The following is an 18,143-nucleotide window of genomic DNA, read 5'->3' as shown; positions in this document are numbered from 1 at the left end:
TTTAAGAAGGTCTAGTTTTGAGACGCTTCAACCATCCCCAGTTGCTGCCGAAACGTTCCAAAATGAGAGGGTTTAAGAACAGGAAATACGTCGACACCATCGTCGTCGCAAAAGGTCCTAGCCCCATAAAGATCCCGATCCCCGCATGGAAGAACAATCCTAATAACAACCACAAGTTGCGCGTTTTAGGCCAAGCGACCATCGCCGGGAAATAGATTTCAAAAATAATGGTTAAATAAGCAATAACTGGAATGCTCCAAGGAACGCTTCTTAAGAAAGAAAAATCCATGGTGGTCATTTGTGGGTTCGCCATTACACTCCAAAGAGCGGTGCCATCCCACCAGCTTCCCCCTTTGAGTTTTTCCCAACCAGTGTATGCGTAAATCACACAGATCTGCACCTGCATCATGCGAATCATCACGGAGCTCAACGTGTCTGAAAACTTAAAATCCGTTTTCTTACGAAGAAGATTTAAAACACTCAAACGCTCGCATGACTGTGAAAAAGACATATAGAACAAAAACAAGGCCGCGATAATATCCGCACCAAAATTCACCGAATAATTTCGCTGAATAAAGCCCATATCAATGATCCAGGCGATCCACATAATCCAACGGCCGCCGATGCCCACAGTTAAAAGAAGCAAAAGCACGACCAAAAGAACATGCATCACCAGATTTAAAGAATCCGGCCAAAAGCTCCACAAAAATAACGGACGATACAGCTCCGGCAAAGCCTCCAAAGCCATCGAGCGAGGCATCCAACCATTGTCGTTATAATAGTCCAGATTCATCAAACGAACGGCATACATATAAAACATCGTTCCACAGAGCAGAACGCGCATAAATGCCAGACCTAAAAGATTTTGCGGAGCAAACCAGAACTGATCCCAAGTCGACCAAAGCTTTTTTATCATAGCGCCACCTCGTCGTTCTCGGCACCGGCGCAAGAATAGAATTCGCGAATGTACTGAAGTTCTTGAGATAGATCTTTAAGAGATTCATCTTTCAGCGTCACCACTTGATCCAACGGTGGCACGGTTTCAATCACGTGCTCCATTTCAATGGAAGTAGAACCTGGATATTGCTTACAAAGCCAGGGACCTAAGAATAAACGCAAACGCTTTGGATCGATAACCATAAAGCGCATGGCATAGAGTTCTCTTTTACGAGACATCTCGGGAATGCCTTTGTTTTTTTCTTTTGGAAAATAACCTTCAACAGATTCTTTGGTCTCGTTGCCTTCAGCATCGAGATAACGAATGGTGTAGCGAATGTACATGGTGTGAGCCGGATCCGGAGAAAAAAAGTTCCAGCTCGCGTTGAGCCCCACTGTATTGGCATACGGAGTGAGGAATCGGGATGTGACCCGCCCAAAGTAGGCAGCTACATTGGGCATCACCAACATGGTCAATATATTATAAACTATCCACAGGCTCAGCAGAGCCTTAAACAGAGGCTTCGCCTTCTTCATCAATATCATCCGCTTCGCCTAGGAACGGCAATTCTTCGTCTTCAGAAGACTCGTCATCGCTATCTGCGAAAAGTTGATCGTCAGAAGCCTCATCCAAATCTTCATCGTTTTCGAAAGCTTCAACAGCTTCCATCATTTCTTCAGAAGATTCTTCGTCCCCTTCTTCGGATTCAGCCATTTCCATGGATTCCATTTCTTCCATAGAATTTTCTTCAGAAACTTCGTCCATCATCATTTCAGATTCCTCTAAAGAACCTTCTTCAACGGAACCGTCAGTTTCTGACATTGGTTTTTTCATGAAGGCCGCTTTTTTCTCGGCCGCAATCGCAACAAGAGATGTTCCTGCCGCCAAAGCTTCGTCATATTTTTTCAACCAGTTTGCATCGCGAGTCGACACCGGCTCACCGAAGGCCAATGCATCACGGATGGTTTGCGCACGGTCTTGATCGCGCTTCTCAGCTTGACGACGTTTTTCTTCTTCAAAGAAATTTGTCGTTGTAGCGATATCTTCAAGCTGTTCTTGAATCTTCATAAGCTCTTCTTCTCCTTGAGAGTAAGAACCTACGAAAGTTTCTGACATTGAATCTGTGATTGTTGCCAAAGTCGGTTTTTCTTCGGCTTGTTGTTCGTCGATACCTTCTGGAAGAAGTTCGTCGATTTGTGACAACGTTGGAAGCTCTTTCAAACTTCTTAAACCAAAGATCTCTAGGAACTTTTTAGTCGTACCGTATTGCATTGGACGACCTGGAAGCTCTGATTTTCCTTCGAAAGAAACCAAGTTCTTTTCCATCAACGCACGCAACAAGTGACCTGATTCCACACCGCGGATTTCATCCACTTCGGCTTTCACAGTCGGTTGTTTGTAAGCCACGATAGAAAGAACTTCCAAAGCAGGACCTGAAAGTTTGAACTGACGAGTTTTCAATGTGCGCTTGAGGAAATCCATATTGTCGATTTTCGTGCGCAATTGATAGCCACCTGGAACTTCTTCCAAAGTCACACCACGGCGTCCACCCGCGTATTCCACCGCCAATTGGTCAAGAGCTCTGCGGATTTTATCGCCTTTAATGTTTGTACCTTTGAAAAGAAGTTTCAAAGACGCCAAGCTTACAGGACGATCACTGGCAAAAAGAACGCTCTCAACGATACTTTCAAGGCGCTCTTCTTCAACGAATTCAATTTCTTCAATTTCTGCAGAATCAAAATTATCAAGCTCCGTGCCTTCCACAGACACTTCGTCTTCAGAAGACATTTCCATTTCTTCAACGTCTTCCTCGCTTGCTTCAGGCAGGAAACCTTCCGACTCTTCTTCCTCTTGAAGAAAGACAGAGGCGTCGGATTCAATACCGTCTAATTCAGAGGACATCTCTTCAGAAGATTCTTCAGAGGCTTCAAAGTCGGTTTCTACTTCAGTTACACCGTCATTCGACGATTCCGCTCTGCCGGCTTCCGCCGCTAGAACTTCAACTTCGGACTGAACTTCTTCGTTTTTTTTGCGTTTTCTAGCCATGATTTCCTCTAAACTTCTGAAACATCATCTTTAAATAATTCATTTTCCATCGCCAAGATTTCTTCATCGCTTGCGATGTCTTGGCTGGCTTCTTCAAGAGAAACCTCTTGTCCGTCCCCTTCGACAAAATCGAGGTTCATGGACATTTGCGGAGATTCTGCGAATTCAAATTCTGCTTCAGCTTCGGGCCCCTGGCCCTCCGCTCTGCCGGCGTCCGCCGCATCCGCCAGAAGATCTTCTGTTGGATCAATCTTCTTGGATTCTTCCATCATCTTGGCAGCCACTTCGTCGGCTCTCATGGAGTCGTATTCTTCCACGCGAGACAAGACGTCTGTTTCAATCGGCTTTTTTGTATCAATCCAGATGTCTGAATAAACTTCAGACTGATAAAGGCTGACAAAACCCATTTTACCAAGTTCAAGCAAAGACAAGAACGTGATCAGAGCTTGGCGCGCGCGATCTTCCGTCGCATTCACAAGTTCCATCAATGTGACTTTTTGACCTACGATCAAACGATCTTTGATCTCCAGAACACGACTAGAGATAGATTGAGCTTTCGCTGCCACTTGGTGAATTTTCTTTTTCACCGAGCGAAGCATTTTTCTGTATGTCGAAATCAAAGAGAACAAAGCGTTCTCTTCAAGAATAATTTCTTCTTCTTTTTGATCCAAAGATTCGCGAGTTCCGCGAAGCCACACATCACGACCCACCAAAGGACGGTCATAAAGGAGTTTTGAAGCTTCTTGATATTTTTGATACTCAAGAAGTTTTTGCACAAGTTCTTTGCGCGGATCTTCTTGCTCGATCACTTCCCCGTTTTCATCGTACTGAGGAAGAAGCATGCGGGATTTGATTTGAATCAATGTCGAAGCCATAGCGACAAACTCGCCAGCTACTTCCAGATCCAATTCTTTCATCAACTTGATGTATTCAAGGTACTGCTTGGTGATCTCATGAACTTTAATATCCATGATATCCATTTCTTCTTTACGGATAAGGTAAAGAAGAAGCCCCAGAGGTCCTTCAAATTTAGGCAACTGAACTGTAATACTCATGAAAGATGGTCCCCTCTTACCATTTCATACTTGAGCGCACGATTTCCAAAGTTTTTTGGGCTTCCTTGCGCGCTTTGTCGCATCCAGCGTCGATGATTGAATCAAGGCGACCTGGATTATTCAACAACTCTTTTTTCTTTTCTCGAGGCTCTAACGAAATCTTTTCGATATTCGCCGCCAAACGTCCTTTGCAGTCCCCACAACCGATTCCTGCGGAGCGACATCCAGCCTCCACCCACTGTAGATCTTCTGCAGAAGAATACAGTTTGTGATAGCCATAGACAGAACATTTTGTTGGCTCACCGACATCCTCACGACGAACGCGGGCTGGATCAGTGACCATCATATTTACTTTTTTCTTCAGATCTTTTTCAGAATCCTCTGTGAGATACAAAGTGTTGCCATAAGACTTCGACATCTTTCTGCCGTCAAGCCCAGGAACCAGAGGAATTTCCGTGAGGAGATGACTCATCTCCGGAAGTTTTGCTTTATATAAATTGTTAAAGCGACGAACGATCTCACGAGAAATTTCCAAGTGAGAAATCTGATCGGCTCCCACCGGAACTTTGTGCGCACGGTAAATCGCGATATCGGCGGCTTGCAAAACCGGATACGCGAAGCGACCCAAGTTGTGCGTGTCATTCGCCTTCATTTCTTCAACGGCGTCTTTCCACGTGTTCACACGTTCAAGCCAACCCATTGGAGTGAGATTTGCGAAGATCATGAAAAGTTCAATATGCTCAGGAATGCGGCTTTGAATAAACAAAGTCACTTTTTCTGGATCTACTCCCCACGCCAGGAATTCGGCAATCATCTCGCGCGTCCACGGAGCAATTTCTTTCGGTGATTTGTAGGCCGTGGTCATCCCATGCCAGTCCATCGCCCCAAAGAAGCATTCATACTCATCTTGAAGCTTCACCCAGTTTTGCAGAGCACCCCAGTAGTGACCGATATGCAAGCGTCCTGTGACGCGCATTCCGGACATAACTCTTAATTTTTTTGCAGGGGCTTGAACGACTCCGTTAGCTTCAGAACTCATATTCCAAAGCCTCCCAAAGCCAAGGTCACAAGATTGTTATAACCCCAGATTACTGGGACCGCGAGAACGCGCAAAGCTCCTGTTAAAACCAGAGCCATCAAAATCATGCTTGTGATGTGTTCGTTCTGTTCTAATTTGTAGTTGAGCTGTGCCGGTAAAAAACGCGCCAAAACTTTTCCGCCATCCAAAGGATGAAGAGGCAAGATATTGAAAACCGCTAAGAACAAATTCGTGATGATAAATGTCTTAAGGATTTCAATCAGACCGCCTGCATAACTAAGAGCGATAAAATATTTCGCTACAACCGCGATCAAAATCGAACCGATAATCGCCAAAAGAATATTTGAAAGAGGACCCGCGAGCGCGATCCAAAACATATCCACTCTTGGATTTTTTAAATTGCGGGTATTGACCGGAACTGGTTTTGCCCAACCAAAAAAGATCGGTGTTGCCAAAACGATAGAAACGATCGGAAGAATCAATGTTCCGATCATATCCATGTGCGCGAGAGGGTTCATCGTCAGACGTCCCATCACCTCCGCCGTGTTGTCACCGCGACGACGCGCCACCCAACCGTGAGCGTACTCATGGAAACAGAGTGCAAAAAGAAACGGAATAAAATAAATGCCAATCTTGGCGCCAATCTCGACGAAATCCATATCACCTCACGCTAAAGCACGCCTAGACTCTTGTCTAGCATGTCGAATCACTTGCTTATATAAAGTGCAAACAGTGTAACACAGCTTGTTAAGAGAAAAGCTCTCGTCTTTCCAAGACCTTGAATAAATTCTTTGAACCATATACTTTCATCGCAATTATTTTAACAAGACTGGGAGTTTTTAAATCAACGTTTATCTAAGCCCGTCGTGAGTTCCGCAGCAGCAGCCCCACGGGCGCGTCCGCGAGGACTGTTTGAGCAGAGGGTTTAGGTAAACGTTGATTTAAAAACTCCCCGATCGAAGGGAAAAAATCATGTCTGACGTAACTAATGCACGTCCAGCTCTAACAATGCTATCCGAAGACGAAGCCGCTTTTCGTGATGCTGTAAGAGCTTTCGCTGAATCTGAAATCAAACCTCATGTGACACACATGGACGAAAAAGCAGAGATGGATCCTGCTATCGTTAAGAAACTTTTCGAAATGGGCTTGATGGGTATCGAGACTCCAGAAAAATACGGTGGAGCGGGTTCGACTTTCACAATGGCTTGCTTGGCTGTTGAAGAAATCGGTCGCGTTGACGGTTCCGTTTCCGTTCTTGTTGACGTTCAAAACACTTTGACGACAAACGCGTTCCTTAAATGGGGAACAGAAGCTCAAAAAGAAAAATACTTGGGCAAAATGGCCACTGAATGGGTGGGCGCTTACGCTCTTTCTGAATCCTCTTCTGGCTCTGATGCTTTCGCATTGAAACTTAAAGCAGAAGATAAAGGTGATAAATGGGTTTTGAACGGTTCAAAACTTTGGATCACAAACGGTAAAGAAGCCAATGTGTTTATCGTGTTCGCCAACATCGACCACGGTAAAGGCTACAAAGGTATCACAGCATTCGTAGTTGAAAAATCATTCCCAGGTTTCAAAGTAGGTAAGAAAGAAGATAAGTTGGGTATCCGCGCTTCTTCTACTTGCGAACTTCTTTTTGAAAACTGCGAAGTGCCTAAAGCCAACGTTCTAGGCGAAGTGGGTAAAGGTTATAAAATTGCGATCGAAACTTTGAACGAAGGTCGTATCGGTATCGGCGCACAAATGATCGGTATCGCTCAAGGCGCTTACGAAGCAGCACTTGGCTACGTTAAAGGCCGTGAGCAATTCGGAAAACCAATCGCTCACTTCCAAGGCGTTCAATTCCAATTGGCAGAAATGCGCACGGAATTAGAAGCGGCTCGTTTGATGGTTTACAATGCCGCTCGTCTTAAAGACGCTGGCCAAGACTTCATCGAAGCTGCGGCGATGGCGAAACTTTACGCTTCTCGCGCTGCTGAAAAGATCACTTCTAAAGCGATCGACTTGTTCGGCGGTAACGGATTCACTAAAGAATACCCAGTAGAAAAATTCTGGCGCGACGCTAAGATCGGTCAGATCTACGAAGGTACGACAAACATGCAATTGCAAACAATTGCGAAAATGGAACTCGATAAGTAGTTCTTACGAAAAGGCCTCCCACGGAGGCCTTTTTTATTTCGTTTCCAGTAAATTCTGGTTAAGCTTAAAGCCATGAAAATCATCTTGGCTTTTCTTCTTTTGTTGTCTTTGGAATCTTTTGCGGCGGAAAGGGTTTTTCGTCTTCACCTGTCTAACGAACCCGGCGGACTAGATCCAAACAAACAGCGCACCTCTTCTTCAAGTTATGTCTTAGGCAATCTTTATCGCAATATTTTTAGCTATGACGACAGCAAGGGTCTTGTTCCTGATTTAGGAACGGGATGCAAGCGCGATAAAAAACAAAATCTTCTTTGCGCTCTTAAAAAAGATCTTGTGTGGAGTGATGGTTCACCTTTGACTGCCGAAGATTTTCTTCGCACTTATAAAAAAATTCTGAATCCAAAAAATGCCACTCCCCGTGCGGATCTGCTTTTTAAAATTAAAAATGCGGAGGATATTTTTGCAGGTAAAAAAGGTCTTGAGACTTTGGGGGTGTCGGCTCCGGATAAGCTCACTTTGAAGTTTGAATTTCAAACACCGGATCCTGATTTTGAATACAATCTTGCGAATTTTCTTTTAGCTCCGACGAAAGAGGATCTCTCCGCTTACAATGGTCCTTACAAACTCAAAGAGTGGAAAAAAGGACAGAAGATTGTTTTGGAAGCCAACACTCGCTACCAAGGGGGGCATCCACAACGTCCGCAGGTCGAGTTTCTTTTTGTCGAAGAAGACACCGTGGCCTTGCAACTTTATGAAAAGAATGAATTACAATTTTTAAGACGTCTTCCGACTCTTTTTATTCCTTCTTATAAAACTCGCAAAGACTTCTATTGGTATCCGGTGATTCGTTTGGACTATCTTGGATTTGGTCCGGAACTGGCGACACAGGAAGATGTGCGCAAAGCTTTCACTTACTCTCTTAACTACGTTGAATTGCAAAAGATTTTTTCTTCTGAGGGAAAACCCGGCTGTATTGGACTTCCCGACTCTTGGTTTCCGGAAAAAGCACCGTGCTTTGATTATGATCTTAAGAAAGTTCCTAAAATCACGAGCACTAAAACCTACACTTTGATGTTCTCAGCACTTGGTGGCGAGGATCACAAACGTGCCACCGAATGGTTGCAAAATCAGTGGTCTAAGAATGCGGGACTTAAAACTCACCTTGAGGTGAAAGAAAACAAGGTCTTCCTTCAAATCCTGCAACAGAATCCTCCAGCCCTGTTCCGCAAAGGAGTGTCTCCGGATCGCCCGACCTGCCTTGCTGCTTTAGAAACTTTTGCGCCAACAAGCCCTGAGAACTATCTTTCTATTAAATCGCCAGAATACGAAAAGATTTTGTCCTCACTTGCGCAGACGAAGAAGCCTGCAGAGCAAAAGAAATGGTGCCTTGCCGGAGCTGATTATCTGATGAAGAACCATTTGATGATTCCACTGGGCGCTATTCACTTCTCAATTCTCGTAAAACCTGAATTTATTGGATGGAAATTGAATCAAATGAATCAGCTGGACTTGTCGGACCTGCACTTAAGACCCTAAAATGGTTTTATGAATTCAGCAACTCAGTCCGTCGACATTCACAAAGATCAAATCATTTTTAGCGAAGGCGATGCCGGTGATTGTGCCTACATCATCGAAAAAGGCCGCGTGCTGATTTACATCACTAAAGACAAAGAGGAAATCCCTCTGACGATTTTAGGTGAAGGCGAAATCTTTGGTGAGATGGCACTGATCGACAATCAAAATCGCTCTGCCTCCGTGCGCGCTCTTGAAGATGTGCGCCTGGCTATCGTCACAAAACAGCAAGTTCTTGAGCGTGTTTCAACAGCCGATAAAGTCGTGCAGCTTTTAATGCGTGTTCTTCTTAAAAGACTGCGCCGTAAAAACTTAAACACACCGACAGGCACGCGCGTAACAGACGTAGAATTTGATAACTCCGGCGCTGGTGATGACGGTACGCAAAGCGCTTTAGATCAAATCAAATTGGAAAATCAAATTTTCCAGGCTTTTCAAAATAAAGAATTCGAACTTTTCTATCAGCCGATTGTAAATTTAAAGACCAAACAAATCACAGGCTGCGAGGCTCTGCTGCGATGGAACAGTCCTCTGCATGGCTTGGTGTCTCCGAATCTTTTCATTGATGTGATTGAAAATTCTTCGATGGTGATTCCGATTGGACATTGGATTATCAATCAGGCCTTAAAAGATTTGCGCACGATTCAAGATCAATTGCGCTTAAACAAAAAAGACAAAATGGCTGACGAGTTTATGATGAGTATCAATATCTCGGGCCGTCAGTTCACGCACTCTGATTTCGTGAACAACTTAGAAGACCTTCGCGAAAAACACGACCTGCAAACAAAGAACATCAAACTTGAAATGACTGAAAGAATCATGATGGACGGTGCGATCGCTCTTGAAGCGCTAAATCAGTGCCGTAATCAAGGTTATGCAATCTCCATTGATGACTTCGGAACAGGTTTCTCTAGCTTGCAGTATCTCACACAGATGCCGATCAGCTTCCTTAAGATTGACCGTTGCTTTGTGATGAAGGTTCTCACAGATCCAAAATCCAAAGCCGTTGTGAGTTCGATCATCCACTTGGCCCACGCCATGGGAATTGAAATCATCGCCGAAGGTATCGAGAACAACGAAGAATCGCTGGTTCTAGAAACTCTCGGTGCGCGCTATGGCCAGGGGTACTTGTTCTCGAAACCCGTCGACATGGGCCGCTTCCTTAAATTGATTTAAAAGGTACCAGGTACCTTTTTCCCGGATCAAAATGAGACTGTTTAGGTACCTGGTACCTTTTTTCGTTTAGGTCCTTAAGTCCAATAGGCCTCCTCCGATAAGTCTTATGTCTTAAGACAATCAACCAGCTTAAGATTTCAACTGGAGGTCACTCAAGATGGCTGACAAAAAATTCGAAAAACAAATCCCAAATAACGTAGTTTCTTTAGAATCGGCTCGCTGCTGCGGCGAAGGCTGCAAGAAAAAGTCTGAAAAGGCGGGTTTCTGCGCTGAACACTTTGATTGGTTCAAAGCAGGCTTGATCACGAAGGACGGGATGAAGGCTTCCGACTTTGATAAGAAGTATTATCACTACGTCGCGAAAAAAGCGGCTTAGTTCTCGTTACCATTTAAAATTTCTACCGTTAAAGAGAGCCGGGACCCAACCCGGCTTTCTGCTTTTAAGGGATCTGCGCCCAGAATGCAGAAAATAGGATGAGGCCTACAAAGAAGAACTTAATTCCGATGGAAAACGCTTCGCGCATGGACATGACTTCTCTTCGGTGCCCGCCTTTGCTAGTATAAGTCCAGTTTAACCACAGGGGATTTGCCATGAAGAAGGCCGCTTTAATTACCGGAGCTAGTAGCGGGATCGGTGCCGCGACAGCGATTGAATACGCTAAAAACGGCTATTTCGTATACCTGATGGCTCGTAATAAAGAACGCCTGCAAGAAGTCGCAGCTCAATGTCGCAGTGGTGCTTCGATTGTTTCTTGCGATGTCACCGACGTCGCAGCCTTGAATAAACGCCTTGATGAAATGCTCACCGCAAAAATCCATCGTATTGAAGTCGTTGTGAACAACGCTGGAATTTATCAAACGCATTCCACGGAAGAAGGTACCGACGAAATTTGGATGAAGCAGTTTGAAGTGAATCTCTTAGGACCTGTACGCATTGTCCGTGCTTTTTTTCCTTACTTTAAAGAGCAAGGCGGAGGAAGCATTGTGAATATTTCTTCGACCCTCGGACTTCGCCCGGGAGGATCAAACTCTTCTTATTCAGCCAGTAAAGCAGCGATGGTAAATTGGACTCAGAGTCTCGCTTTGGATGGCGGGCCTCATAAAATTCGCGCGAACTGCGTCTGCCCTGGAATTGTCGACACTCCGATTCATAGTTTTCACCATCTTGATTCTGAACAGAAAACAATCACATTAGAAAAAATGAAATCCTTGCAGCCCTTGGGCCGTATTGGAACCGCAGAAGAAGTGGCGAAAGCTGCTTACTTCTTAGGTTCCGATCTTTCGAGCTGGACGACAGGAGCGATTCTTTCTGTTGATGGAGGAATCAATCTCACATGATTCTGACTTTAAAGAGCTCCTTTAGCAGCGCTCATTTTTATGCTCAGCCTCTTTGGGATAAAACTCAAAACCAGAACACTTTTGGTCGCTGCTACACACAATACGGTCACGGACACAACTACACTTTAGAAGTGGGTTTTATTTTACATAATTCTGCAGAGATTCAGAAAAAATCAGAATACCAAAATCTTTTAACTCAACTGACAACGCGATTGGATCACGAACATCTCAACTTTGTGATTCCTGAGTTCAAAGACAAAGTTCCTACCACGGAAAACATCGCACTTTATTTTTTAGACAAATTAAAATTATCTGTTTCAGAAAAAGATCTTTCTTATATCAAGCTTTATGAAATGGACACTCTTTGGACGGAGATCCGCCTATGAGCGAAGAAAAAGTACGTTTATCAAAACTCATGGCTGAAAGAGGCATTTGTTCCCGTCGTGAAGCGGATGAATACATTGCTAAGGGTCTTGTTCTTGTTGACGGTATTAAAATTGATCAATTGGGAACAAAAGTAGATCCCCACGTTAAAATCACCTTGGAAGCTGAAGCTTTGAAAAAACAAAAGCGTTTAGCAACGATTATTTTGAATAAACCGATTGGTTACGTGTCAGCGCAACCTGAACCACCCTACCAGCCTGCGATCAAATTGATCACGCCAGAAAATCAATTTGGCGAATCTAAACAGCGCTTACGCCAGGAACACTTTCAAGGATTGGCGGTCGCCGGACGTTTGGATATCGACTCTCAAGGTCTTTTGCTTTTCACTCAAGACGGTCGTATTGCAAAAAAAATCATCGGTGAAGAAACCAAACTTGAAAAAGAATACATCGTGCGTGTGCAAGGCTCTTTGCCTGATGACAAATTAAAGCTTCTCAATCATGGACTTTCTTTAGATGGAAAAGCCTTGAAGCCTGCAAAAGTGGAATGGCTCAACCAGGACCAACTACGCTTTATTTTGCGTGAGGGAAAGAAACGTCAGATCCGTCGCATGTGTGAAGCTGTGGGACTTAAGGTGACTGGTTTAAAGCGTGTGCGCATCGGAAAACTTCGTCTTGGTCAATTACCGGAAGGTAAATGGCGCTTTCTGGAAGATGACGAGACACTTGATTAATCTATGAAAAAGATTTTTCTGTTACTGTTTCTTTTTTCATTAAGAACTTGGGGGCAGGCTCCAAATGCGACGGAAACAGTAAAACCTCACGGGGAATCTTTCACCGTTTACGTTGAAAACGACACCCGTCGGCTGGGCGGTCCTAACTCGGACCAAGGCTATACCAATGGAATTCGTTTTTCTTATGTGTATGCAGAAAACAAAATTCCTGCGTGGATTCCGCCTCTGACAGGTTGGTCGGAGCGACTGAATAAAGAATTTAACAAATCCACAACGAACTTCGGCGTTTCTTTAGCTCAGCAGATTTATACGCCTAACAACAAAAACACCGCTGAACTTATCAAAAACGATCGTCCTTATGCGGGCTGGCTTTATTTAGGTTTTACAGCGAACTTCAAAACACCGACGCACAGTCATTCTTTGGAGTTAGATATCGGCGTTATCGGCCCTGAAGCCATGGGTGAAAAAGTACAAAATAGTTTTCACGACATGATCAATGTTCCCGATGCAAAGGGGTGGAAGAATCAGCTTTCTACCGAGCCCACTTTGCAGGCATCCTACTTTCAAAAAATTCGCTTCTTTGAATTAGAAAACGAATCAGGACGAAGTTTTGATTTTATTCCTTACGGGGGAGCCTCTTTCGGAAACGTTCTTATCGCCGGTCATATCGGCGCTATAGCTCGCTTGGGTGTACGTCTTCCCGATGACTTTGGCCCTTCCCGCCTTTCTTCCGCCGATGGTGATGCCATTGTTAATTTTGATGGCAAGCCTCATCATATTCCTTGGCGCGTGTATGGCTTTGCCGGCATTCGTGGAAACGCCATTGCTCGAAATATTTTCTTAGATGGAAACACCTTTCGCGACAGCCATCGAGTTAAAAAATATCCCTTCACAGCAGAAACTGAAGTAGGTTATGCCGTGCAGATTTCTCATTGGAGTTACTCTTGGCGCTTTGTCACTGTGTCTCCTGAGTTTGAAGAGAAAAGTGAATTTAGCAGCTATGCTTCAATCTCGCTTTCTTACTTCCGGGATTTTGAGTAACTCGACCGTTCACACCCTGTGAACATTTATCGATAAACTTATCGTTCAGATATTTTCATCCGGCCTTTTTTCATAAAACCAAACACCGTCGTCCTGGTTCATAAAAAATGAGGCACATCCCTTGCTTTCCATGATTTCACAACAAAATCAAAGAAAGGAGATTTTTGTGAAGTCAGTTATTATTGCGGTTATTTTCCTAAGCTCGTCGTTTGCTTCGGCAGGCCAGGGAGACACACCGCCAGAAGAGCTTTCTCTTCAAATGGTATGCAATGCCATCTTTAGCATCCTTGAGGAGAAAGACATGTTGGCATGTCGAGATATCGGTATCGCTGCCGGTATTGATTTTAGAACGGACTCGGTTCTAGAAGGTTACAATCAAGCGTTAGATCTTTGCACGTTTGGAGATACATCTCATAACATCAAAGATTTAAGACAAGATGCTTTGAGCGGTCTTCGTCGCGTTCGCGATGCGAAAGTAAAAGCTATTGGCAGCACCAATTCTTTATGTGATTTGCTATAAAGCTCTTTGGTTTCCTCCTGTCGCCTGACGGGAGGAAACTTTTATTCCGTTCGGAGCGCTTGCATCGGCGCCATTTTTTCAGCGCGAAGAGCCGGAATCAGTCCACTTAATATTCCTACGGCTACGATAGAACCAAAAGAGATGAGGAAGGCCCACGGATTAAAGATCCATTCGAACTCAAGCTTGCTCACGAATTTCGTCGCAGCAAAAAGAATCAGTTCATAAGAAAGAACTCCTAAAAGCACACCTACCAGACCTGCGATAAAACAAATCAGCATTGACTCCATCAAGATTAAGGATCTTAAACTTTGATCGGTCGCCCCCAAAGCTTTTCTTAATCCGATTTCACGCACACGTTCATTTAAAGACACGAGCATCATGTTGGCAATACCAACACCGCCCACGCATAAAGAAACCAAAGCAATGGCCGCGAGAAAGCCAGAGAAGATATTTAAAAAGCGATTCATCTGTTCAATCAAAACGGCGTCGGAGTCCGCCCTAAAACGTCCTGAGGTTCCGTATTTCTTTTGAAAGAACGCGCGCAAACCTTTCCCCATGTTTTCCATGGAGGCTCCGTCTTTCATCTCAATCAGGATTTCACGGATTTGCACGGACCACCAGTTTTTGCTCTTGGCCTGAAAGTACGTGAACGGCAAATAGATTTCTAAATTCGGTTTACGCCATTCATTGCGACTGGAAGTTTGCGCAGCCACACCGATTACGGTGCAAGACATCTCTTGATTGTCTTCAGATAAAAACAATACTTGCCCCAGCGGCTGCACATTGGAAAAAAGTCTTTCCGCGACTTCGTATCCGATAATGCAGACGGAGCTGCGATTTTTTACGTGATAGGCATTGACCGGATTGCCGACAATGATTTTTTTCTTCGCGATATTAAAAGTATCTTCGTTGACACCCAAAACGCGCACATCATTGTCGATCGTTTTCCCGGCAAAAACGACAGAGACATTTCTTCCTGTCAGAACTGGCGAAAGTCTTTTGATCTCAGGAAAAATATTTTTTAGAGGAACAAGATCTGTCTCCCATTTAAAATAATCAAAGACCGCGCCTTTAATGTCCTTGGCTTTCATATCCCAGTTCGGATAGCCGTTAAATTCAAAAGTATTCACTCCCATTTCAGCATAACCAGCCAGGATTTTTTCCTTCGCAAATCCTCCCAGGGTCATCATGGATAAAACCGCACCGACACCGATGGTTACACCTAACATTGTAAGAAGCGCTCGGACTTTATTTACTGAAAGCTGCATCCAGGCATTCTGCGCCAGATATCTCAGAAGGTCCGCGTTCCAGGCTATGTCCTGAGTTTTTAAAGAAGAATTCTTATGTAACATCAGCGAGGTTTTTTGATGATGAAGAACTTCCTCTTTTTCTAAACGACCATCGCGAACATGAATAATGCGATCGGCTTGTTTGGCGACTTCGCTGTCATGAGTGATAAGCACCACTGTGTGGCCTTCGCTGTGAAGACGTTTTAATTCTTTTAAAACGAGTGCTGAGTTTACGGAATCTAAATTCCCCGTAGGTTCATCGGCTAAAATCAGACGCGGTTTTTGCATCAAGGCGCGAGCAATGGCCACACGCTGCTGTTGACCGCCTGAAACTTTGCTTGGAAGTTCATCTTTCTTTTCGCGAAGACCGAATTTTTCCAAAAGCTCTTCGGCCCGAGCTTTGAGCTCGGAGCGATCTTTTGAAACCTCTAAAGGATAAAGACCTCCGAGTTCCACATTTTCTAAAAGCGAGAGTTTAGGAAGAAGATGAAACTGCTGAAACACGAAACCAATTTCAGACGCTCTAAAAAAAGCCGCTTCAGAACGAGTGAGTTCGTTCAGATTTTTTCCAGCGACAATAAGTTCGCCGGATTGAACTCGGTTCATGGCTCCTAAAAGATAAAGCAGCGTGGATTTTCCAGAACCGGAAGGCCCTTGAATGGCGACGAAGGACCCTTCTTCGATGGAAAAAGAAAGCTCCCTGAGAACAGGTTGATCTGTTCCTGGATAAGAGAAAACAAGGTTCTTCGCCGAGATATAACTCATCTACGAGTTCTCCAGCATCGAGGCAAAGTCGACTTTTTGAACTTTCTCGCCTTCTTTAACCCCTTCTAAGATTTCGACTTTCTCTTCATTGGAAACACCGGTTTTAACAATACGTTTTTCACCGTTTTCCAAGAGGACATAACTTTCACCGCCTTGAACATAAATAAATTCATGGCGCAAAGTTAGAACATTTTCTTTTTTAAACGTGATGATATCAATCAACGTACTCATTCCTGATTTTAAATCCGCATCGGGATTGAGAACTTTTAAAGTGATCGGAAATTCGACAACACTGGAACGATCCCAACGATCTTTGTCGTTGGAAGCTAAAGCCAGATCTACGATTTGAGCTTTATAAGATTTTTCTGATAAAGCCATCGGCTTCAGCAGAGCCTCTTGCTTCACAGTCATTTTCACGCGATCAATTTCAGCGGCGTTCACATAGACGTACATTTCAGAAAGATCGTCCACGCGAAGGATGTAGTCCGTGACGTCACTTGCTTTTACAAACTCCCCTTCCTGATGACGGATCTGAACGACTCGACCGGTAACAGGTGAACGCAAAGGATAAGCTTGCTCGAAGCTTGAAAGCGATTGCACGACAGAAACCAGAGGGTCTCCGGCTTTAACATTGTCGCCGATTTTGACGAAAATCTTTTTCACATAGCCTGCGTAAGAAGCGACAATCACCGCTTTTCTTACGGGCTGAACAATTCCCGACAACGACACACGTTGAATGATGTCGCCTTTTTCAACGATTCCTAAAGAAGATTTTTTATTTTTACCAGATGAAAATAAAAACGGCACACAGGCCACAATCGCAAGAATAGCGACGATCAGAAGAGTTTTTTTACTGAACAGATTTTTCATCGAGATATCCTTTACGGTGTTCCAGTTCCAGGCGCGTTTGAATAAGATTGTATTCTGTCTGAATTTTTTGAATCTGTACTGAAATTAAATCAGACAAAGAGGTCGAATAGTTGAGGAAAGACGTTTGTCCTTCACGAAAGTCGCGCTCCATAAAAGCGAAGTTTTCAGTCTCTACTTTGACCAATCTTTCCGCGAGTTCATACTGTCTTTGAATCAGCTTCACTTGGTCGTAAAGTTTTTTGATAGCTGACTTTGCTTCACGTTCATCAAAGGACGTGCGCACATCCTGACGGAAACTTTCTAAATGAGAAGCCTTCACTGCCGAGCTGCGTCCTCCCCAGTCCCAGAGATTCCAGTTAAATGTGACGCCCACACTCCAGAAAGTTTTGTCATTGTCTTCCCAACGCGTGTTGGTTTGAAAATAACTGTCGCTGCCATAACCCAGCTTCCCGACCAAATCGAGCTTTGGCCAGTTTTCAATTTTTAGAAGATTCTCTTCGGAGCGACGAAGCTCCTGAACCAAAGATCTTTTTTCGGTTTCGTAGATAGAAACATCAGATGATGAAGGAAAAGCTTTTTGTTGATAGTCACTCACTTGAGCCGGCACTTCGGAAAGATCCAAGTGCACCTTTAAATCTTCGCGGGCTTTCACGGCGTCATACTGAGCCGACGTCTGTGCTAAGATGGCGCGTTGATATTGAGATTCAAAACGCAAAAAATCCTGACGAGGACGAACACCCTGACGATACTGTGCGGTTACCAGATTGTAGACCTTTTCTACTTGCACCGTGTTTTTGGACTGCAGCTCTTCGATTTTCTGCGCCTTTAAAACATCAAGATAAAGCTGCACTGTTCTGAGAATTGTTGCCGACTTTTCGCGGCGATAATCTAGCTCTGTGAGGGCTCTGCGGGATTTCGAAATTTTAAAGTTCGTATAACTCAAACCGTGATCGTAAAAGTTTTCCGTCAAGCTGATCGCAGCATTGCTGTCCCAGTCATAGTCTCTTTGAGTGGGACTTTCTTTAGTGTAAATATAAGAGGCCGTTAAATCCAAAGAAGGCAAGAACGCCGAACGAGTTTGCTTAACACCCAGTTCTGATTTTTCCAGCTCCAAGGATTGCTGCTGAAGGGAACTTGATTTTTTAAGGGCGATATCAACAGCCTCAGGAAGCGTGAGACTCCAAGCCGGAAAAGAAAATAAAATCATCCCAAGGACTAAGAATCTCTGCATCTTCCGTC

At 44.2% G+C, this 18,143-nt stretch carries 18 protein-coding genes; 9 read left to right on the top strand and 9 right to left on the bottom strand.

Going from position 1 to position 18,143, the window contains the following annotated elements; all coding sequences use genetic code 11:
- Window position 1: 1 nt before the first annotated feature.
- Genes ACLSSO_RS09170 through ACLSSO_RS09145 form a run of 6 tightly spaced genes read right to left on the bottom strand, consistent with a single transcriptional unit; the run spans window position 2 to window position 5,736 of the window.
- Window positions 2-916 (bottom strand): HTTM domain-containing protein, encoded by a 915-nt coding sequence (locus tag ACLSSO_RS09170; protein ID WP_295899206.1) that lies wholly within the window; start codon window positions 914-916, stop codon window positions 2-4.
- Window positions 913-1,473 (bottom strand): hypothetical protein, encoded by a 561-nt coding sequence (locus ACLSSO_RS09165; RefSeq protein ID WP_295899203.1) that lies wholly within the window; start codon window positions 1,471-1,473, stop codon window positions 913-915. The genes ACLSSO_RS09170 and ACLSSO_RS09165 overlap by 4 nt, the downstream gene beginning before the upstream one ends.
- Window positions 1,448-2,983, bottom strand: coding sequence for an SMC-Scp complex subunit ScpB (scpB, locus tag ACLSSO_RS09160; protein WP_413944746.1), 1,536 nt, complete (start codon window positions 2,981-2,983; stop codon window positions 1,448-1,450). The genes ACLSSO_RS09165 and scpB overlap by 26 nt, the downstream gene beginning before the upstream one ends.
- 8 nt (window positions 2,984-2,991) lie before the next feature.
- The gene (locus tag ACLSSO_RS09155; protein WP_413944745.1) at window positions 2,992-4,038 is read right to left on the bottom strand and encodes a segregation and condensation protein A; all 1,047 of its coding nucleotides are present in this window, start codon (window positions 4,036-4,038) and stop codon (window positions 2,992-2,994) included.
- Window positions 4,039-4,054: 16 nt separating this feature from the next.
- Window positions 4,055-5,077, bottom strand: coding sequence for a tryptophan--tRNA ligase (trpS, locus tag ACLSSO_RS09150; RefSeq protein WP_413944744.1), 1,023 nt, complete (start codon window positions 5,075-5,077; stop codon window positions 4,055-4,057).
- Window positions 5,074-5,736, bottom strand: coding sequence for a site-2 protease family protein (locus tag ACLSSO_RS09145; RefSeq protein WP_295899195.1), 663 nt, complete (start codon window positions 5,734-5,736; stop codon window positions 5,074-5,076). Before ACLSSO_RS09145 ends, trpS begins: the two co-directional genes overlap by 4 nt.
- A 313-nt stretch (window positions 5,737-6,049) precedes the next feature.
- Between ACLSSO_RS09145 and ACLSSO_RS09140 the strand changes: the two genes are divergently transcribed.
- The 9 genes from ACLSSO_RS09140 to ACLSSO_RS09100 all read left to right on the top strand — a co-directional run bounded on the left by ACLSSO_RS09140 (window position 6,050) and on the right by ACLSSO_RS09100 (window position 13,980).
- Window positions 6,050-7,216 carry an acyl-CoA dehydrogenase gene (locus ACLSSO_RS09140; RefSeq protein ID WP_413944743.1) on the top strand — a complete coding sequence of 389 codons (1,167 nt, stop codon included), beginning with the start codon at window positions 6,050-6,052 and terminating at the stop codon, window positions 7,214-7,216.
- A 72-nt stretch (window positions 7,217-7,288) separates the two neighbouring features.
- A complete protein-coding gene (locus ACLSSO_RS09135) occupies window positions 7,289-8,752 on the top strand; it encodes a peptide ABC transporter substrate-binding protein (protein WP_413944742.1) in 1,464 nt (487 codons plus the stop codon).
- Window positions 8,753-8,761: 9 nt separating this feature from the next.
- On the top strand, window positions 8,762-9,964 hold the full coding sequence (locus ACLSSO_RS09130; RefSeq protein WP_295899186.1) for an EAL domain-containing protein: 1,203 nt from the start codon (window positions 8,762-8,764) through the stop codon (window positions 9,962-9,964).
- 157 nt (window positions 9,965-10,121) lie between these two features.
- Window positions 10,122-10,340 carry a hypothetical protein gene (locus ACLSSO_RS09125; protein ID WP_284604831.1) on the top strand — a complete coding sequence of 73 codons (219 nt, stop codon included), beginning with the start codon at window positions 10,122-10,124 and terminating at the stop codon, window positions 10,338-10,340.
- Between the two features lie 215 nt (window positions 10,341-10,555).
- Window positions 10,556-11,302 (top strand): SDR family NAD(P)-dependent oxidoreductase, encoded by a 747-nt coding sequence (locus tag ACLSSO_RS09120; protein ID WP_413944741.1) that lies wholly within the window; start codon window positions 10,556-10,558, stop codon window positions 11,300-11,302.
- Entirely contained in the window at window positions 11,299-11,688 is a 390-nt protein-coding gene (locus tag ACLSSO_RS09115) for a 6-carboxytetrahydropterin synthase (RefSeq protein ID WP_295899173.1), read from the top strand. The genes ACLSSO_RS09120 and ACLSSO_RS09115 overlap by 4 nt, the downstream gene beginning before the upstream one ends.
- Window positions 11,685-12,419: a pseudouridine synthase gene (locus ACLSSO_RS09110; protein WP_295899170.1), complete on the top strand. Its 735-nt coding sequence runs from the start codon at window positions 11,685-11,687 to the stop codon at window positions 12,417-12,419. Before ACLSSO_RS09115 ends, ACLSSO_RS09110 begins: the two co-directional genes overlap by 4 nt.
- Before the next feature lie 3 nt (window positions 12,420-12,422).
- Complete coding sequence (locus ACLSSO_RS09105; protein WP_413944740.1) at window positions 12,423-13,460, top strand: lipid A deacylase LpxR family protein; 1,038 nt, start codon at window positions 12,423-12,425, stop codon at window positions 13,458-13,460.
- A 166-nt stretch (window positions 13,461-13,626) separates the two neighbouring features.
- Window positions 13,627-13,980: a hypothetical protein gene (locus ACLSSO_RS09100; protein WP_413944739.1), complete on the top strand. Its 354-nt coding sequence runs from the start codon at window positions 13,627-13,629 to the stop codon at window positions 13,978-13,980.
- Window positions 13,981-14,021: 41 nt separating this feature from the next.
- On the opposite strand, the gene ACLSSO_RS09095 is transcribed toward ACLSSO_RS09100, so the two are convergent.
- The 3 genes from ACLSSO_RS09095 to ACLSSO_RS09085 are packed head-to-tail and all read right to left on the bottom strand — an operon-like array spanning window position 14,022 to window position 18,135.
- Window positions 14,022-16,034 (bottom strand): ATP-binding cassette domain-containing protein, encoded by a 2,013-nt coding sequence (locus ACLSSO_RS09095; RefSeq protein WP_413944738.1) that lies wholly within the window; start codon window positions 16,032-16,034, stop codon window positions 14,022-14,024.
- Window positions 16,035-16,904: an efflux RND transporter periplasmic adaptor subunit gene (locus ACLSSO_RS09090; protein ID WP_413944737.1), complete on the bottom strand. Its 870-nt coding sequence runs from the start codon at window positions 16,902-16,904 to the stop codon at window positions 16,035-16,037.
- Window positions 16,885-18,135, bottom strand: a complete 1,251-nt coding sequence (locus ACLSSO_RS09085; protein ID WP_413944736.1) for a TolC family protein — start codon at window positions 18,133-18,135, stop codon at window positions 16,885-16,887. The genes ACLSSO_RS09090 and ACLSSO_RS09085 overlap by 20 nt, the downstream gene beginning before the upstream one ends.
- Window positions 18,136-18,143: the final 8 nt, after the last annotated feature.

This window comes from Bdellovibrio sp. HCB-162, from assembly GCF_047344985.1.
Taxonomy (GTDB): Bacteria; Bdellovibrionota; Bdellovibrionia; order Bdellovibrionales; family Bdellovibrionaceae; genus Bdellovibrio.
This window is presented reverse-complemented; position numbering and strand designations above follow the sequence as displayed.

Coding starts and splice junctions, on each gene's coding strand:
- ACLSSO_RS09170 (WP_295899206.1), bottom strand. CDS start 916: ATGATAAAAAAGCTTTGGTCGACTTGGGATCAGTTCTGGTTTGCTCCG.
- ACLSSO_RS09165 (WP_295899203.1), bottom strand. CDS start 1,473: ATGAAGAAGGCGAAGCCTCTGTTTAAGGCTCTGCTGAGCCTGTGGATA.
- scpB (WP_413944746.1), bottom strand. CDS start 2,983: ATGGCTAGAAAACGCAAAAAAAACGAAGAAGTTCAGTCCGAAGTTGAA.
- ACLSSO_RS09155 (WP_413944745.1), bottom strand. CDS start 4,038: ATGAGTATTACAGTTCAGTTGCCTAAATTTGAAGGACCTCTGGGGCTT.
- trpS (WP_413944744.1), bottom strand. CDS start 5,077: ATGAGTTCTGAAGCTAACGGAGTCGTTCAAGCCCCTGCAAAAAAATTA.
- ACLSSO_RS09145 (WP_295899195.1), bottom strand. CDS start 5,736: ATGGATTTCGTCGAGATTGGCGCCAAGATTGGCATTTATTTTATTCCG.
- ACLSSO_RS09140 (WP_413944743.1), top strand. CDS start 6,050: ATGTCTGACGTAACTAATGCACGTCCAGCTCTAACAATGCTATCCGAA.
- ACLSSO_RS09135 (WP_413944742.1), top strand. CDS start 7,289: ATGAAAATCATCTTGGCTTTTCTTCTTTTGTTGTCTTTGGAATCTTTT.
- ACLSSO_RS09130 (WP_295899186.1), top strand. CDS start 8,762: ATGAATTCAGCAACTCAGTCCGTCGACATTCACAAAGATCAAATCATT.
- ACLSSO_RS09125 (WP_284604831.1), top strand. CDS start 10,122: ATGGCTGACAAAAAATTCGAAAAACAAATCCCAAATAACGTAGTTTCT.
- ACLSSO_RS09120 (WP_413944741.1), top strand. CDS start 10,556: ATGAAGAAGGCCGCTTTAATTACCGGAGCTAGTAGCGGGATCGGTGCC.
- ACLSSO_RS09115 (WP_295899173.1), top strand. CDS start 11,299: ATGATTCTGACTTTAAAGAGCTCCTTTAGCAGCGCTCATTTTTATGCT.
- ACLSSO_RS09110 (WP_295899170.1), top strand. CDS start 11,685: ATGAGCGAAGAAAAAGTACGTTTATCAAAACTCATGGCTGAAAGAGGC.
- ACLSSO_RS09105 (WP_413944740.1), top strand. CDS start 12,423: ATGAAAAAGATTTTTCTGTTACTGTTTCTTTTTTCATTAAGAACTTGG.
- ACLSSO_RS09095 (WP_413944738.1), bottom strand. CDS start 16,034: ATGAGTTATATCTCGGCGAAGAACCTTGTTTTCTCTTATCCAGGAACA.
- ACLSSO_RS09090 (WP_413944737.1), bottom strand. CDS start 16,904: ATGAAAAATCTGTTCAGTAAAAAAACTCTTCTGATCGTCGCTATTCTT.
- ACLSSO_RS09085 (WP_413944736.1), bottom strand. CDS start 18,135: ATGCAGAGATTCTTAGTCCTTGGGATGATTTTATTTTCTTTTCCGGCT.